This is a genomic window from Paenibacillus sp. JJ-223 (assembly GCF_927798175.1).
Lineage (GTDB): Bacteria > Bacillota > Bacilli > Paenibacillales > Paenibacillaceae > Paenibacillus > Paenibacillus hubeiensis.
The window spans coordinates 254,884-272,008 of the sequence record NZ_CAKMMP010000004.1; the positions used below are offsets into that span (position 1 = coordinate 254,884).

The 17,125-nt window shown below is 52.9% G+C and carries 17 protein-coding genes and 1 riboswitch; of the genes, 2 read left to right on the top strand and 15 right to left on the bottom strand.

Annotated elements, in window-relative coordinates:
- Positions 1-222: 222 nt before the first annotated feature.
- A complete protein-coding gene (locus L6H98_RS09635; protein ID WP_236414671.1) occupies positions 223-1,233 on the top strand; it encodes a DUF2167 domain-containing protein in 1,011 nt (336 codons plus the stop codon).
- Between the two features lie 90 nt (positions 1,234-1,323).
- Here L6H98_RS09635 and L6H98_RS09640 read toward each other — a convergent pair whose 3' ends face one another.
- The 6 genes from L6H98_RS09640 to L6H98_RS09665 all read right to left on the bottom strand — a co-directional run bounded on the left by L6H98_RS09640 (position 1,324) and on the right by L6H98_RS09665 (position 6,798).
- Positions 1,324-2,160 (bottom strand): MetQ/NlpA family ABC transporter substrate-binding protein, encoded by an 837-nt coding sequence (locus L6H98_RS09640; protein WP_236414672.1) that lies wholly within the window; start codon positions 2,158-2,160, stop codon positions 1,324-1,326.
- Between the two features lie 37 nt (positions 2,161-2,197).
- Complete coding sequence (locus L6H98_RS09645; RefSeq protein WP_236414673.1) at positions 2,198-2,857, bottom strand: methionine ABC transporter permease; 660 nt, start codon at positions 2,855-2,857, stop codon at positions 2,198-2,200.
- A complete protein-coding gene (locus L6H98_RS09650) occupies positions 2,857-3,885 on the bottom strand; it encodes a methionine ABC transporter ATP-binding protein (RefSeq protein WP_236414674.1) in 1,029 nt (342 codons plus the stop codon). Before L6H98_RS09650 ends, L6H98_RS09645 begins: the two co-directional genes overlap by 1 nt.
- Before the next feature lie 229 nt (positions 3,886-4,114).
- Positions 4,115-4,254, bottom strand: a riboswitch (SAM riboswitch).
- Between the two features lie 81 nt (positions 4,255-4,335).
- Positions 4,336-5,070: a Cthe_2314 family HEPN domain-containing protein gene (locus tag L6H98_RS09655; RefSeq protein ID WP_236414675.1), complete on the bottom strand. Its 735-nt coding sequence runs from the start codon at positions 5,068-5,070 to the stop codon at positions 4,336-4,338.
- A 182-nt stretch (positions 5,071-5,252) separates the two neighbouring features.
- Complete coding sequence (locus L6H98_RS09660) at positions 5,253-6,191, bottom strand: COX15/CtaA family protein (protein WP_290371432.1); 939 nt, start codon at positions 6,189-6,191, stop codon at positions 5,253-5,255.
- A 262-nt stretch (positions 6,192-6,453) separates the two neighbouring features.
- Positions 6,454-6,798, bottom strand: a complete 345-nt coding sequence (locus tag L6H98_RS09665) for a thioredoxin family protein (protein ID WP_236414676.1) — start codon at positions 6,796-6,798, stop codon at positions 6,454-6,456.
- Positions 6,799-6,922: 124 nt separating this feature from the next.
- Between L6H98_RS09665 and L6H98_RS09670 the strand changes: the two genes are divergently transcribed.
- Complete coding sequence (locus L6H98_RS09670) at positions 6,923-8,209, top strand: DUF2515 family protein (protein ID WP_236414677.1); 1,287 nt, start codon at positions 6,923-6,925, stop codon at positions 8,207-8,209.
- Between the two features lie 261 nt (positions 8,210-8,470).
- Here L6H98_RS09670 and L6H98_RS09675 read toward each other — a convergent pair whose 3' ends face one another.
- From L6H98_RS09675 to L6H98_RS09715, 9 genes are all read right to left on the bottom strand, one after another.
- Entirely contained in the window at positions 8,471-10,099 is a 1,629-nt protein-coding gene (locus L6H98_RS09675; RefSeq protein WP_236414678.1) for a polysaccharide biosynthesis protein, read from the bottom strand.
- Positions 10,100-10,158: 59 nt separating this feature from the next.
- On the bottom strand, positions 10,159-10,599 hold the full coding sequence (locus L6H98_RS09680; protein WP_236414870.1) for a DUF456 domain-containing protein: 441 nt from the start codon (positions 10,597-10,599) through the stop codon (positions 10,159-10,161).
- A 54-nt stretch (positions 10,600-10,653) separates the two neighbouring features.
- A complete protein-coding gene (locus L6H98_RS09685; protein ID WP_236414679.1) occupies positions 10,654-11,403 on the bottom strand; it encodes a Cof-type HAD-IIB family hydrolase in 750 nt (249 codons plus the stop codon).
- A 210-nt stretch (positions 11,404-11,613) separates the two neighbouring features.
- Complete coding sequence (locus L6H98_RS09690; protein ID WP_236414680.1) at positions 11,614-12,486, bottom strand: metal ABC transporter permease; 873 nt, start codon at positions 12,484-12,486, stop codon at positions 11,614-11,616.
- Positions 12,486-13,445, bottom strand: coding sequence for a metal ABC transporter permease (locus L6H98_RS09695; protein WP_236414872.1), 960 nt, complete (start codon positions 13,443-13,445; stop codon positions 12,486-12,488). Before L6H98_RS09695 ends, L6H98_RS09690 begins: the two co-directional genes overlap by 1 nt.
- Positions 13,446-13,448: 3 nt before the next feature.
- The gene (locus L6H98_RS09700) at positions 13,449-14,270 is read right to left on the bottom strand and encodes a metal ABC transporter ATP-binding protein (protein ID WP_236414681.1); all 822 of its coding nucleotides are present in this window, start codon (positions 14,268-14,270) and stop codon (positions 13,449-13,451) included.
- A 42-nt stretch (positions 14,271-14,312) separates the two neighbouring features.
- A complete protein-coding gene (locus tag L6H98_RS09705) occupies positions 14,313-15,218 on the bottom strand; it encodes a zinc ABC transporter substrate-binding protein (protein WP_290371433.1) in 906 nt (301 codons plus the stop codon).
- Positions 15,219-15,492: 274 nt separating this feature from the next.
- Entirely contained in the window at positions 15,493-16,293 is an 801-nt protein-coding gene (gene nikE / locus L6H98_RS09710) for a nickel import ATP-binding protein NikE (protein ID WP_236414876.1), read from the bottom strand.
- A 1-nt stretch (position 16,294) separates the two neighbouring features.
- Positions 16,295-17,098 carry an ABC transporter ATP-binding protein gene (locus tag L6H98_RS09715; RefSeq protein WP_236414683.1) on the bottom strand — a complete coding sequence of 268 codons (804 nt, stop codon included), beginning with the start codon at positions 17,096-17,098 and terminating at the stop codon, positions 16,295-16,297.
- Positions 17,099-17,125 lie beyond the last annotated feature (27 nt).

Sequence of the window (17,125 nt, forward strand, 5' to 3'; positions counted from 1 at the left end):
ACGATCCTCATATGTTGTCCATTCACAAAATAAAACCGTGTAGGACTTTAGAAGGAAATATAACCCCAATTTTCCAATTATCCCTTGATTAATGTATGAGGTATATGTTAATTTCGATAAGTCATTATTTTCTATACAGAAAAAGACATAATACATACGCTCATGCTAGGCTGTAATCAGCACTTTCCTGCCCAGGCATGAGGCCCTCGAAAGGAATCCGAAATGAAAAACAACAAAAGATGGTTGACCTCCCTTGTCGCCCTTATGCTGGTGACCGCTTTGCAATTTCCGCTCGCTCTCACGGCGTCTGCCGAAAGTGCTGCCGACAGCACCGCAGATGACTATGAATGGATTGACGGTCCTGCCACCGTATCGCTGGATGACAAAGCCACCCTCCAAATCGCACCCGGCCTGACTTATTTGGACGCAACCAATACGAAGCGTTTTATGGAAGATACGGAATCATTTCCGAACGGCACTGAAATCGGAAGCCTATACGGCGAAGGCGAGCAGTCCAGCTGGTATGTCATTTTCGAATACAACGACACGGGACATATCGATGATAGCGACAAAGACAATCTGGATGCCGAAGAGCTTCTCGACAGCTACAAACGCGGTACCGAGGAGCAGAACGAAAAGTCTTCTCCGGAAAATCGGCTCTACATCACCGGTTGGGAAATCGAGCCTGCTTACGAGAGTGCGAAACATCAGTTGATTTACTCTCTTGGCGCGAAGGACGCGGCGCAACAACCGATTGTCAACTATAACGTAAACGTACTGACACGCGAAGGATATATCGGCGTGATTCTCATTACGGATACCGCCCATTTCGAACAAAATCGCAAGCAGTTCGAGGAAAGCGTGCTTGGGCAGCTTCATGTTAACGCTGGCGAGAAATACGAGGAATTCGACGCGTCGGTCGACAAATCTTCCGAGCTGGGGCTAACCGGCCTGATTCTAGGGGGCGCCGGGGTTGCCGTAGCCAAGAAATTAGGATTGCTGCTATTGCTGAAAAAAGGATGGTTCGTCATCGTGGCCGCCATCGTCGGTATATTCGGATGGCTTCGCCGCAAATTGACGGGAAGAAAAAATCCAACGGATGCACATGGACAGCAGGATGAACTTACGCCGACTGACGAAGCCTATCAACAAGTTGCGGCCGGACAACAGTCTACCAATCCGGATGATTCATCACCGAACGATCGTTCCAAACCGGATTTGGAAAAAAGATAAATTGCGTCAATGCATCTCTATGACCATGCACAAAAACAAGCCGACGTCGCTTGAACAGCGATGAACGGCTTGTTTGATTTGCGCATCTATTTAGAATGCAGGTTCCACTGCGCCTTTGTAACGTTCTTTGATGAATGTTTTGACGGTTTCGGAGTTCAGTGCGGCTGCCAATTTTTTGATGGCATCTGCATCCTTGTTATCTTCACGCGCAACCAAAATGTTGGCATACGGATTGCCTTGCAAATCTTCGATCAACAGGGAATCCTTCTCCGGATTCAGGTTGGCTTCCAACGCATAGTTGGCATTAATGAAGACCAGATCGGCTTCATCCAGTTGACGAGGCATCATGGCCGCATCAAGCGTGATGAATTCCAGGTTTTTCGGATTAGCCGTAATATCCTGCACTGTAGACGAGATGTTGTTGTTGTCCTTCAACGTGATCAAGCCTTTTTTGGCCAGCAGCAGCAATGCACGTCCGCCGTTGGACGGATCATTCGGAATCGCTACTTTCGCTCCGTCCTGAAGCTCATCCAGCGATTTGATTTTTTTGGAGTATCCCGCAAACGGCTCAACGTGCACCGGAGTTACGGAAACAAGATTGAATCCGCGTGCTTTGTTCTCCTCATCCAGGTACGGCTGATGCTGGAAGAAGTTCGCATCCAGTTGTTTGTCGGCGAGCTGTTGGTTCGGCAGAACGTAATCGTTGAACGTTACGATTTGCAAACGGATGCCTTCGGCCTCCAATTCGGGTTTGATGGCTTCCAGAATTTCGGCATGCGGCGTAGGCGAAGCTCCGACTTTCAATTCGACGGTACGTGGAGCGCCTCCTGCGTTATCTGCGCCGCTGTCGGCATCCTTGTTGTTGCCGCATGCCGCAAGGACCGCGATCATCATCAGGCTCAGCAAAGCGATGGACCATTTTTTCATGTGTAAAACCCCTTCTCCTTAAAATTTGATCTATGTGTTATTTCCGGGTGAACTTTTTGACGAGACGATCGCCGCCCATTTGCAGCAATTGCACAAGAATAATCATCAAAATGACGGCCACGATCATGATTTCCGTTTGATATCGGTAGTATCCGTAGTTGATCGCCAGCGTACCCAACCCGCCGCCGCCAACCATGCCCGCCATTGCCGTGTACGATACCAGGGTCACGATCGTAATCGTAACGCCTGCCAGCAAACCTGGCAGTGCCTCGGGCAGCAATACCCGACGGACGATTTGGCCTGTAGAAGCACCCATGGACTGAGCGGCTTCAATGACGCCGCGATCCACTTCGCGCAGCGTCGTTTCCACCAATCGCGCAAAATACGGGGCAGCCGCAATAACCAACGGAGGAATGGTGCCCAGCACGCCGGTTGCCGTTCCAACCAAAGCTCGGGTGAACGGAATAAGAGCAACAATCAAAATAATGAACGGAACCGACCGAAGAATGTTAACGATAATAGAGAGAATGGTATATAAAATCTTGACTTGCGACGAAGCCGAGCGTGCTGTCATGAACAGCAAAACGCCAAGCGGCAAACCGATAATAACCGTGAACAGGCCGGACGCCCCTAGAATCTGCAACGTTTCAACGGTAGCCTGGCTGATCTCTTCCCATCGAATGCTTGAAAAATCCATTATTGTAGCACCTCCACATCAAGCCCCTGCTCAACCAGTTCGTTCATCGTCTGCCTGATGGAAGCAGGCTCGCCCTCAAACCTTACCGTCAATTGTCCGTAAGGAACTTGTTTGATGGTCGAAATCGTGCCTTGCAAAATGGCAAAATCCACTCCGGTTTTGCGGACCGTTCTGGACAGAATGGCTTCATATGTCTTTTCTCCCAGAAAAGAGATTCTCACCAGTTGGGAAGCTCCGTTAGCCAATGCGTCACCTTTGACCGGTGCGCTGACTGCCAACAGCTCCGCCGAGGCATCGTCCCGCTGGATGAAATCGCGGGTGACCTCATGCTGCGGCTTGAGAAATACTTCCGTTACAGGCCCTTGCTCCACGATGCCTCCCTGGTGAATGACCGCCACACGATCGCATATGCTCTGGATGACATGCATTTCATGCGTAATCAGTACGATCGTAAGATTGTACTTCTCGTTAATGTCCAGCAGCAGCTTCAAAATGGAGGCCGTCGTCTGCGGATCAAGCGCCGAGGTCGCTTCATCGCAAAGCAGGACCGCCGGATCGCTGGCCAGCGCGCGGGCAATGCCTACCCTTTGCTTCTGTCCGCCTGACAGTTGGGCAGGATACTTGCCGCTGTGGTCTTCCAACCCGACCAGAGAAAGCATCTCTTTGACCTTGCGGTCGATCTCCGCCTTGGGTGCATTGGCCAACTTGAGCGGAAATGCCACATTGTCGTACACCGTCGCAGATGACAGGAGGTTGAAATGCTGAAAGATCATGCCGATTTTGCGGCGTTGCTTCTGAAGCCCCTGTTTCCCAAGCTCCGTTAAATTGACGCCGTCGACCCACACTTCGCCGCTCGTCGGCCGTTCCAGCAAGTTCATGCAGCGAATCAACGTGCTTTTTCCCGCCCCGGAGTGGCCGATAATGCCGAAAATCTCGCCTTTTTGAATGGTCAGGTCGAGTTCGGCTAACGCTGTCGTTGCTTTGGCGCCTTTGCCGTATGTTTTGGTTAATGCCTTTAATTCAATCAAAATAGCTTCTCCTTCCCGCCATTACATGTATCTTTACCCGAAAGGCTGGAAAAACTCCTTCGGACGCCGAGAAAAACGACTTTAGTCATATCTCCCGAGCAAACCGATCATCGTTTGGCGAGTAATCATAAACCTGTATTGCAAGCAGATCCTTCCGATCTGCATTCTCCCCGAACCAAAAAAGAGCCCCTCTGCAGAAAAAAGGGCTCTTTGCGTGAAAGATTATGCCTTCTCATCTGCCAAAATCGTGCTCTGCACCATTTTGTAGGAATTAGCACCTAACATCTATAAAGAATGACATCGTGTCACACCCCATAAATCGGTTGCCGGGCTTCATCGGGCCTGTCCCTCCGCCGCTCTCGATAAGAATATATGATTTTTAATCAGTATTGAATATAGGAACTCAGTATAATCCAAGTATTCCGGTTTGTCAAAGGTAAATATTACACCCTAATGGGTGCTGTTTTTGCGATTCAAGCCGTGCTCACGCCACAAGGCATTAATGTAGCCATAAGCCGTCTTGATGGTTTCACACACCATGTCCGTTCCTTGCCTGAGCTCATGAAGATGCTGGTCCAGATCCTCCAGCTGCACTTTGCCCTGCAGCGTTTGATGCAGCTGCCACAGGTCATCTTGCATCTCCCAGTTCATGTAATGAATCTCCATGTTGCGTCGCTTGCGCAATCGGCTCATCGGTTCGCGGTATTTTTCTTTGATCCGGATCAGCGCTTCGGCCAAATCGGCATGAACTTTAGCATAGCCGAACTGCCTGAGTACTGTAAAGTAGGAAAAGTGGGCTTTGACCTTTGAGGTATTCAGGTCGAAAATTTCGTTGATGACCGTTCCGGTTTTGTCCAAAATGGCGAAACAGCGAATGAAGCCGTCCTTATAGAAATATACGTAGCGCGCATATTCCGCCTTTTCGGCAGCGGTCATGTCTTCCGTAGAGCCTGCTTTCACCTTTTTCCGAAAATGGGAAGCCGCAAAACAGCTTTGCTCCAATTCATCCAGCGAGGATATCAAACCTTGGGTCCAAACATACAGTTTGCGGTAATCATGCGTCGGGTCCTGATTCAGGTCCAACTGTCGCTGCAGGAGCTCCAGCGTTTCCACCATCGCTTCGATCGCTTCTTCCAGAACGCCTTCATTCCGGCGCGGGGGTTCACCCAGTAGTGTTCGCAGCATGAGCATGCCTCCTCTTGTCCAATCTGTCTCAACCACCCAACTTAAGCATAACCCCAACCGGAGACCGAGTAAACGCACAGCGCTATTGCACCATAGCGTACCCGAATCTGGTACGGATCAAACAAAATCCACCCGCATCCGTGACGATGCATCACGAGGGCAGGTGGACTTGGGAAAGCAGATCAGAACCGATTAACCGGTTTGTGCAGTTTGTATACCAGAAAACTCATGTACGTCAATATGCCGAACAGGATGGCAATATCAAGCATGTGCGACAAGGCAACAAACATGTACACTTCCGGACGATTCATCGTAAGCATCATCAGGAAACCGATAAACACTTGCAGCAACACCAGCACAACCGACACCACACCCAGCGTTCTAAGCTCCTTATTATCCGGATGTTTGCGGTATGCATAGTGCCCCAGAATCGCAATCACGACGACGAGCGACACCGCTGCTAAACGGTGGATGAAGGCTACGGCAACGCCGCCGGACAGTTCAGGAACGATTTGCCCGTTACATAGAGGGAATCCGGAACAGCCGCCAGCCGAATCCGTATGGCTTACAAAAGCCCCCGTGTACACAACCAGGTACGTGTAAATGGTGGAGAACCACACGAGATTCCGGAAATTTTTGCTCACTCGCGGATATTTGTTCAAACGTTCCAGTCCGCCATGCTTGGCCTCTTGGCGAATGCCCAAAGCCATCATGAGCGAGCTGGCAAAGGCGATCAGCGCAAACCCGAAATGCAGCGCCATGACCGCCGATGACTGGGAAAAGACGACGGCGAATGCGCCCATGATCCCCTGTATGATGACAAATAACAATGTCAGCAATGAGAACAATTGCAGATCTCGGCGGGACTTGCCGAACCGTAAAAACGCAACGAACGAGGCAATGGACAACAGCCCTGCCAACGCACTGACGGCACGGTGGGAAAATTCGATCAAGGAGGCAACGGTATGGGCCGGAACCAGTTTGCCGTTGCATAGAGGCCATTCGGCGCCACAGCCGAGTCCGGACTCGGTCCGCGTAACGACGCCGCCACCAAACGTGGCCATGAACATGACAAGACAGGTTAATACGGTCAACCATTTAAACAAGGTTAAATGCTTCAATTTTTCTCACCTGCAGTTAAATTTTTAAATTGCGAAGGAATGACTCCCTTCATGAGGTTCGTTACTTTGACATTTATTTCACAACTAAATCCATTATAACGGATAAAAGAGTCATTGACGGCGCGGTTTGTGACAAAATGTTAACGTCTGGGTGAGATTCGGACAAGCGGATCACGTGCAAGCGGCCTTCTTTCAGCATTCCCTAAAAATGACAAAACAAAAGCGCCTCCCTCAGTTGGGAATGGCGCTTTCGACCAAAAGCTTATTTATGAATCGTGTTATACACTTCAACCGCACGTTGCAAAAACTGCTCGATCTCTTCTCTGGATTTGCGCAGTTTGTTCACGAAACGAACGAGTTCCCGGCCATCCGTGTAAGCGACGAAGCTCGGAATGCCCAAAATGTTCTGCTCTTCGCTTACCGTTCCGACCTGATCCACGTCTACCTCGACCAGAGTCAGTTCGTTTGCATATTTTTCCTCGACTTCCGGCATGAACGGGTCAATGAATTTGCAATCCCCGCACCAATCGGCCTTGAATACCGCAACGGTAAGCCGCGAAGACTGAATAGCTACGTCGAATTCCGGTTTGGACGTTATTTGTTGCATCACAGCATCTTCCTTTCTTTTTTAGCAGCATGTCTCTTCTTTATACACATAAGCATGTTGACGAGTGGAAGTCAACTCTTCGGCACATACTTAAGATAACCATCAGTAGAAAGGATAGTACGCCATGATGTTCCTTGGCACCGATTCTGCCCCGTTCGGAGCCATGCTTCAGTTCATGCGCTCCCTTCCGGAAGCGGCCCGCGAAGCATGGCGCGGCAAACAGGCCGCGTGGCATGCCTCCGCACGGCTCAGGCACCCTGCGCGTGACCTCGATTGGAACGAGGATACCGCGGCAGCGCTGCGTTCCGAGATTCGGCGTTTGCTGCCTGGCAAAACCGGCACAGACCATGCCGCAGCCCGCCTTGCCAGAAACGCTCCCCTATGCGAGGAGGATTGCATCATTCTCGAAGACGTCTCCCGTCAAACCCGGGAACACAACCGGAGCAATATTACGCGAACCGCCGCTTATCTCGCCTGCTACGAGGAATGCCCCGAATTGCACTGGGCGCTGCTTGCCCATATGGTGTCCCGAAATGGCGGCTACCACATGACCGACCTGCAAAGCGGGCTCATGCGCAATTTGCAAGACGAAACCTCCCGGCAGCAGACGTACCGTTTGCTGGAGCGGTGCAATGCTCTTATTTTCCAGGACGCTTATCCTCAACTGTTGTTGTATCAGCATAGCCGCCGCCTTGGACGAAGCTGCTTTCATTTATTGTCCCATTTTCACGTATCGGCGTTCATGACGCCTTTCTGGGAGCGCTTCTGGCTGGAGAAGTGCAGCTCGCTGCTCAGCACGGCATTAATTATTAATGAGCAAAACTATATTGAAGGCCGGGTCGTGCAGCACCCGTATTTCCACAAAAACGTAATCTCCAGCCCTTCCTTCCGATTGCACGACCTGGCAGGGCTGAACCAGATCGTATTTCCTCTCGGAAAGGGCTTGGGCATCGTCGGGCGAGTACTGGAGCGGTTCGACAAGCTGGATGAACGCATTGCATTTGGCAAAAACCTGTATGCCATGCTATTTGGCATGGATCAGGTGCTGGACGGGGTATTGAAATTTGCACGAGCCGTGCCCCATCAAGGCTCTCGCGCCGAATATTGGCCAGGACTGTTCACCGCAGTTCAGCATGAATCGGGGAATAACACCTCCCAACCATTCAGCGCTGAGCTGATGGACGAAGAGTGGCCTCCGGAAGGACAGCGCTTGTACAGCCCGAAACTGCTTGACGTCTGGCATGAGACGCCTTATGAACCTCTTCCGAGATACGATTGGCTGCAGAACGCCGACTGCCTCTCTCACATCAGCACGCCCAAGCGTCCTTGGATCTTCGAGATCAGTCACGAGCATCGATTCGGCATCCTGAAAACCGCGCTGGCCCACGATGCCCGGACCATCCTGCACTAGGTTGGATGATCCTGGAGAATCCAGTGATCAACGCGAAGCGTATGCTTTCGATGGAGCTTTCTTACAGAAAGCTTTTAGCCCGCTTCTCCAGATTCTTTCTGACCCTTCCGTTTTTGAGCAAATTTCCAATTCGGCCTATATAGCCCAACGTTTCATCACAAATATTGAAAAAAGGTCCTGCCAGCTCTAGAGCGGACAGGACCTTCTTTTATTTTTATCTGAGAACGCCCATTCGCGTTCCAATCAACGATTCTCCCTTGCTTACCCACGTTGTGCCTGTCCGCGCTGGAACCGCATCAACGGACGCAATACTTTTTGCAAAATTCGCGGATAGCTGCCCAGTTCGTCCTTGCGTAGCACATTCATCACGACCAGCAGCAGCAGGTAAACCGCAACGACCAGAACGCCTACCACCATACACGTCAGCAGGAAGGAAATTCTCGCCGGCAGGAAAGCACCGAATACCTGATTGCCCGCCCAGTTCGCGCCGAATCCTACCGCCGCTGCGACCAAGACGGTAACGGCAAGGCCTGTCCAACGGTTGCCCATGATGGAGAAGGAAACGATTTTGCGCAGCACCCTGAGATTGAGGTACGTAATGACCAGGAAACAGAGTGCCGTGGCCATAATGATGCCGTAAATCCCCATCAGCGGGGCCAAAATCAAACTCGCCACAAACTTGACGATAATACCTGCCGCCACGCTGATCATCGTAATGCGCGGCTTTCCTACGCCCAGCAGAATGGCATTCGTCGTCATCATCGTGATCTGGAAAATGGTCCCGATCGTCAATACCGCAATGATCGACGTGCCGCCCAGATCGCTGAACAGCAAACCGTTGATCGAATGCGCTGCTGCGCTCAGCGCAATGACGATCGGCAGGCCTGTCAGAATCGAAATGCGCAGGGCCAGCGTGATCTGGCTTTGCAGATGAACTTCATCCTTGCGGGCAAATGCCGCCGAAATGACCGGCACCAGCGACGTGCTGAGCGCAATGGCCAAAATCGGAGGAATTCCGGCAATGCTCTGGGCTTTCATACCAAGCACCGCCAGAACGGCCGTCGCTTCTTCCAGACCGATCCTTCCGCTCAGCAGCGGAACGACAAGAGAAGTGTCAATGAAGTTGATAGCTGGAACCGCCAAGGAAGAGAGCACGATCGGAATCGACAATTTGAATATGTCCCCATAGATTCCGCCCAGCGGCAGCTTTTCTGAACGCTCCTCGATGAGTGCTGCGGCGCTGTCCACGCGCCGCTGCTTGATGGTGAAGTACAGCATCACCGCAAACGCCCCGATGCTGCCGAATACGCCCCCGAACGATGCCCCGGCGGCCACCGTCTGGTCATCGTAATTCCATTGCAGCAGCACAAAGGCCACCAGTATCGCGGTACCCACGCGGGCGAACTGCTCCACAATTTGGGATATGCCTCCGGCCGTCATGTTGCCACGGCCCTGGAAGTAACCGCGCATCATCGCGATGGCCGGGAAGAGCAGCAATGCAGGGGCCAGCGCGCGGATGGCGCTGACCGATCCCGGCACCTTGGAGATGTGCGTCGCGTAGAATGGCGCCGCAAACCACAGCAGGGTCGACATGATGACACCGGCTGCGGCCGCAAAGATCAGCGCCGCCCGGTAAATCTGCCGGGCCTCTCCGCCGCGGCCCAAGGCATAGCGTTCAGATACCATTTTGCTCAGTGTGCTCGGTATGCCCGCCGTCGCCACCGTTAACAGCATTAAATAAACCGTATTGGAAATCGTGAACGATGCATTCCCGATATCGCCGAGAATGTGATCCAGCGGCACGCGCTGAGCCAATCCAAGCACCCTTGCAACGAGCGCCGCGGCCGCCAGGATGAGCGTTCCTTTGATAAAGCTTTCTTTCTTAGACAACCTGTTTCCCTTCTTTCCCCACATGGGCCGCACCCGCCTGGATCACCAAGCCCGAACGTCTATGCGAATCTCGCCACCCAAATAATGAACAGAACAATCATAACGATCTGCAAAATGATTTTCATCACCGTACTGGTGAACAGGCCAACGACCGAGCCGAAGCCGACCTTGGTCGCCTTGGAAGGCGAAGATCCGCCGATCAGCTCACCCAGAAACGCTCCGATAAACGGACCGAGCACCAGACCAAATGCCGGAATCACAAACGGGCCGATAATGACGCCGATTGTGCTGAGCGTGGTGGATAGCTTGGAGCCCCCGAACTTTTTAACCCCCCAGGCACTGACCACGTAATCCGCGACGAACAGCACCACGACGATCAGAATCTGGAAGATCCAGAACCATACCCCGAACGGATCAAAGCTGAAGAACCAGCCATAGACCAGAAACGCGAACAAAATGGCGATAGCTCCCGGAAGAACGGGGTAGACCGTTCCTGCCATTCCCACCGCGAACAGAAGCACGATCAAAATCCAGCCAACGGTTGCGAGCAAGGTTTATTCCCCCTTCAAAATATGATCGCGAATGACCTCAACGATGCCATCCTCATTGTTGCTCGCGACGATCAGATCCGCCGCTTCCTTCACCTGATCCTGGGCGTTGCCCATCGCTACGCCCAGCCCTGCCGCTTCGATCACGGCCAGATCGTTCAAGCTGTCGCCCACCGCTACGGCCTGGGACATGTCGAGTCCAAGCAGTTTGCATACTTCGGCCACGCCGCTTGCCTTTGTAATGCCGGCCGGGTTGACTTCAATATTGACGGGCGAGGAGTTGGTCATCTGCAAACCGCCCAGCTGCTGCAGTTCCATCATAATTTGATGGCGAATCTCGTCGACCTCGGTGTTAAACCCGAATTTCAGCCACTGGGTTCCTTCGATATCCTGGGTCCAGCGGTCGCGGTTGAAAAGCTCTTCCACGGAGTATGCCCAATACCAAGTATTGTACTTCTCTCCGATCTCCCACATCTTGCGAATCAGCACAGGGTCCATCAGATGGCGAATATGCAGGTCATGCGGCGCTTTCCATACTTCGCTGCCGTTTACCGTGATCATCGGGGTTTCCAATCCGAGCTGCACGGCATAAGGCATAGCGTGAAAGACGGCTCTTCCCGTGGACAGGCAGACGTGTACGCCGCGGCGGATGGCAATCTGGATCCATTTGGCTGTTTCTTGTGAAATTTCATGGTTGTCGTTCAGCAGCGTTCCGTCCATGTCGAGCGCAAGCAATTTGTATTTCGGTTCTCCCATGTTGTACTCCTCCTTGGTTCTCTCTCTGATGTTTTTATGATGCGAAATCGGATCTCACAAAAAGACCGTCCGGCTGCCGCAAATGCGCGGGCGCTTCGGACGTCATGGCTAACGACATTTTACCACAGATGATCAACCTGCAACAAAGGAAGCTGCAACCTTTATTGCTCATGAAAAAAGACCGCCTGCAATGCAGGCGGCCTTATGCGCTTATTGTGCTGCGGACTTGCGGCGAGCGTAGCGAAAAACGATGCCGTGCCTCGGCGACAGCAGGAAAGCCAGCACAAACAATATGCCTGCGGCAGCCACCATGCATCCGGCAATGGAAGCATCCCATACGAACGCCATCACATATCCTCCGATGGAGGCAGCGGCCCCGATGACGACGCTGTACGCGATCATTCGACCCAGTCGGTCTGTCAGCAGATAAGCCGTGGCTGCAGGCACGATGAGCATACCGACGACGAGAATGGAACCGACGCTGTCAAAGGAGGCCACCGACGCCATGGACACAAGTCCCATGAGTACGTAATGGAACAGGGCTACCGGAATGCCGCAGGCGGCGGCAAGGGCCGGATCGAACGCGCATAGCTTGAACTGTTTGTAGAACAGGCCCAGCAAGACCAAAATAACCAGCAGCGTAATGCCGAGCATCCACACCGCCCGTGGTCCGACATTCATGCCCCAGAGCGTCAGTGTATCCCACTGAACATAAGCAATCTCCCCGAATAGTACATGATCGAGATCAAAATCGATGTTTTGCGCATTTTGACTGATTAGAATCACACCTACCGCGAACAGGGCCGTGAACACAATCCCTATGGATGCGTCCGAGGAGAGTCCTCCGGATTGCAGCGTCTGGATGAGAAACACCGTAATCAAGCCAAATGCCGTCGCCCCCAGCAGCATCCAGAGCGAATCCCGGGAGCCGCTCCACAGATAGGCAACCGCGATGCCGGGCAATACCGCATGGCTGATGGCATCGCCTACCATCGTCATCTTCCGCAGAATCAGAAAACATCCGAGAATGGCACAAGCGGAGGAGACGAGCATGGCCGTTAAAATAATCCAAAACGTGGACATTACAATTCACCTCGTTCCTGCTGCGCGCGCTGCACGGGCAGCCCGGATAAGGCCATGCGTTCCTCCCGCAAATAGGCCGATCTCGCCTGCGCGCTCCGCAGTCGTCTGGCCAGCAGCCCGCGCCGCGGAGCCAGTAATGCAGATCCGGCAAAAATGACCGTTGCCGCGAGCACCGTCACAGGCCCTGTCGGCAGATTCGGCACCATCGTGCTGAACAACGTTCCCGCCGCGCCGCTAAGAGCGCCGAACAGACCCGCCAGCAGCACCATCAGTGCCAGTGAATCGGTCCAGCAGCGTGCAGCCGCAGCCGGCGTGACCAGCAAAGCCGCAACCAGCACCACGCCGACGGCCTGAATCCCTGCTACGACAGCAATAACGGTAAGCAGCAGAATCAGGTGCTCCAGCATGCCTACGGGCAAACCCATCCCCCGTGCAAATCCCGGATCAAAGCTCACCAGCTTGAATTCCTTGAACCAAGCCACACTGGCAAGGAGCAGGATCAGGCATACGCCGCCCATGACGTATACATCGGTCTGCACCATGGATGCCGCCTGCCCGAACAAATATTTGTCGAGTCCGCTCTGGCTGCCGCTTGCTCCATGCTGGATTCGCGTCAACATGACGATGCCGATGCCGAAAAAGACCGACAGCACGATGCCCATCGCCGTTTCCTGCTTAATGCGTGAATAGCGCGTAATGCACGTGATGCCAAAGGTAGCCATAATGCCCGCAACGAGGGCACCGACGAGAAACAGGCCAACCGACTTCGTTTCCGCAAGCATGAACGCTATGCATATGCCGGGCAGTGCCGCATGGGCCAGCGTATCGCCCATCAAACTTTGACGACGCAAAAACGTAAACGAACCGATAATGCCGCTGCTGAATCCAAGCAGCATACACCCGAGCAGGATCCATCTCGTGTTGGGATCGGTCAGAATCGTCATGATCCAGTTTCCCATCATTTACACCTGACCCTTCCCCGAGCGGCTGCCAATCATGGCAATCCGGCCGCCGTAGGTTTCCTGCAGCATATCCGGCACAAATACCTCGCTGGTAGGGCCTCCTGCCACCAACCGGCCATTCAGCAGCAGCACATGATCGAAATATTCCTCCACCGTGGCCAGGTCATGATGAACGACAAGCACCGTTTTCCCTTGCCGCTTCAGCTGCTCCAGCAATGAAATAATCGCTTTCTCGGTCGTGGCGTCCACGCCGGCAAACGGCTCATCCATGAAGTACAGGTCAGCGTCCTGCACCAGGGCGCGAGCCAGAAATACTCTCTGCTGCTGCCCCCCGGACAACTGGCTGATCTGACGGTGCATGAAATCGCCCATGCCTACCTGCTCCAGACAATGTGCGGCGAGATCGCGCTCTTTTTTACCGGGACGGCGGAACCAGCCCAGATGGCCGTATCTTCCCATCATAACCACATCCAGCGCATGGGTCGGAAAATCCCAATCCACGGATTCGCGCTGGGGCACGTATCCGATGCGACGGCGCTGCTCCCGGTATGACTGGCCGAATATTCGCACCTCTCCGTTCATTTTCGGGATCAGCCCAAGCACGGCTTTGATCAAGGTCGACTTGCCCGCTCCGTTCGGACCGAGAATGCCGATGAGTTGACCTTCCGGAATATCGAAGGATACGCCGCTGAGCACAGGCTTTTTATGGTAAGCCACCGCCAAATCGCGAACGCTCAGGGGTGACGCCGCTTCCAAACTGCCAAGACCTTGGCCCGGATGATCTTCATTGCCTGCATAGGTTAATGACGTTGAATCTCTCATGCTGCCCACTCCTCTCATTGTTTTCCTTCATGTGGTTAACGGCTATTTCAACGCCTCGGAAATCGTATCGGCATTATGGCGAATCATTCCGATGTATGTTCCTTCCTCCGTGCCCTCGGCGCCCATGGCGTCAGAGAACAGTTCTCCGCCGATGTTTACCGTATGTCCTTTTTCTGCCGCTCCCGCAATGATGGCTTCCATCGCTTTCGCCGGAACACTCGACTCCACAAAGACGGCTTTGATGTTATTTTCCACCAGGTAGTCCCTCAATTCGCTGACGTCCTTGGCCCCGTACTCGGCCGCCGTGCTGATGCCCTGCAATCCCATCACCTTCATGCCATAGGCTTGGCCGAAGTATCCGAAAGCATCATGTGCCGTAACAAGCACGCGGCTTGGCTCAGGTATTTCCGCGATTTTCTCCCTCACCTCGTTATCAAGCTTCTCCAACTCCGCCAAATATGCCGCCGTCTGTTCCTTGTACTGTTCTGCATGATCCGGATCTGCTTCGGTCAGCGTATCCCGCACGGCTTCCACCACCACCATCCAGTGTTTGACGTTGAACCAGACATGCGGATCATACTCCGTATTCATCTCTTCGCCCGAACGCAGCTCCTTCGGAGGAATGCTCTCCGCGACGGCGGCGACTTTTTTGCCGGCAGACATTTTTTCAAGAATTTCGGACATTTTGCCTTCCAGATGAAGCCCGTTGTATAGAATAACGTCAGCCTCTTCCAGCTTGCGGATATCTCCCTGCGAGGCTTTGTATAAATGGGGGTCGACTCCCGGTCCCATCAGTCCGGTGACTTCCACATACGATCCGCCGACTTCACGGGCGATATCCGCGATCATGCCGGTCGTTGCCGTCACTTTCATTTTCCCCTCGCCGCCTGCCTCCGTACCGTTCGAACATGCCGTCAATACGACAACCAGCAGCAATACTGCCGTCATAACCCCTCTGTGAATACTCCTCATCTTGACCATTAACAATGTGAACTCTCCTTTCCCTCTCCTAAAATAATTGTGACAAGTTAATTTTGTTGTACAAGGTATTAAAATTTAAACATAACTAAAAAAGTTTCCCTTGCGCAAATTTTAAGCGATGCCAAACAAAAAGGCAAGGGATATTTTCCCTTGCCTTTCCTATACAAACTTATGTTTGCCCGAGCATTCCCGGCGCTTTCTTTTGTATTATCGATATATCTGTGTCCGTGTCTGAAACCGTTCATGCAAAAGGAATCCGAAGCGATGGGTGATCCGGCAAAATGGCTGAAATCAACGCTTTCACCGCCGGATGATCGCTAAGAAACACGGATTCCGGTTCGTCGCTGTAATGCACGATCCTGCCTTGCTCCATAACGGCAATCCGGTCACAGATCGACATGGCCGCCTGGATATCGTGCGTTATGAACAAATACGATAATCCATGCTTCGCCTTTAACTCGGCCAGCAAATCCAAAATGTGCACCTGATGCACCCGATCCAAGCTGCTAACGCATTCATCAAGCACTATCAGTTTGGGCTTAAGGGCAATCGCCCGCGCAATATTGACGCGCTGCAGCTGCCCGCCGCTGAATTGTTCCGGCCGCTTGGCTCCATCTTCCGCGCGAAGACCCACTTGTTCGAGCAATTCCCCGATGCGGTGCTCCATCTCCGCCGGAGATAGACGCTCATAATTCCGAAGCGGCTCGCCGATGATCTGCGCCGCCGTCATCATCGGGTTTACAGCCGAGTAACAATCCTGGAACACAACCTGCAGATCGCGCCTTACGCTTTTGGGCATGCCCCCGTTTGCCTCATAAAGATGGCATCCTTCAAACCGTACCTGTCCTTTGCTGGGCCTTTGCAGTCCAAGGATGATTTTTCCAAGCGTACTCTTTCCTGCCCCGCTCCCCCCCAGCAATCCCAGACAACAACCCTTCTCAAGCTCGATCGAGATGTCTTCAAGAACGGGAAGGCGCGTATCTGTACGATTCCACCAGCTTTTTTTCCCATAACTATGGCTTACGCCGAGCACCTGAAGCACATTAAGCATCCTTTCTTGCACGGAGACGAGCTTGAAGCAGCATCCGAGTATACTCGTGCTGCGGCCGATCGAACAATTCATGCACGCCGGCCTGCTCTACGACCTCTCCCTTTTTCATGACGGCGACCTCATCCGCGAGTTGGCAGATCACGCCCAAATCGTGAGAAATCAACAAAATGGACGTCCCCTTCTCCCTGCGAAGCCGTTCCAATTCCCGAAGCACTTGAAGCTGATTGACGACATCGAGCGCCGTGGTCGGCTCGTCCGCAATGAGCAAGGAAGGCTGCAAACACATGGAAATGGCGATCATGACCCGCTGCAGCATGCCTCCGCTCAATTGATGAGGATAACATTTCATGATTCTGCCCGGGTCAGGAAGGTTCATGTCTGCAAGGGCAGCCACTGCCTGTTCTTTGGCTTGAGATTTCGATATCTTAGAGTGGGTGCGCAGCGTTTCAATAAATTGGGACCCGATCGTATATACGGGCGTAAAAGCATTCATCGGATTTTGCATGATAAACCCGATGTCCTTGCCTCGAACACGCCGCATATCTTCGGCTCGCAATGCAGACAACTCACGACCGTTTAACCGCACGCTTCCCTCTACCCGCATGTTTTGCAGGTTCAACAACCGGAGGATGGCGTGGCACGTCATCGATTTTCCGCTGCCGCTCTCTCCGACGAGTCCCAACACTTGCCCTTTCCCAAGCGTCAAATCCAGCGGCTTTAACAGCGGAACGGTTTCTTTTCCAATATGCAGTTCGACTTGCAGCCCCCGGACCTCAAGCACGTTGGGATGATGCACTGTATCGTTCCCCCTGTCCAAATCTGT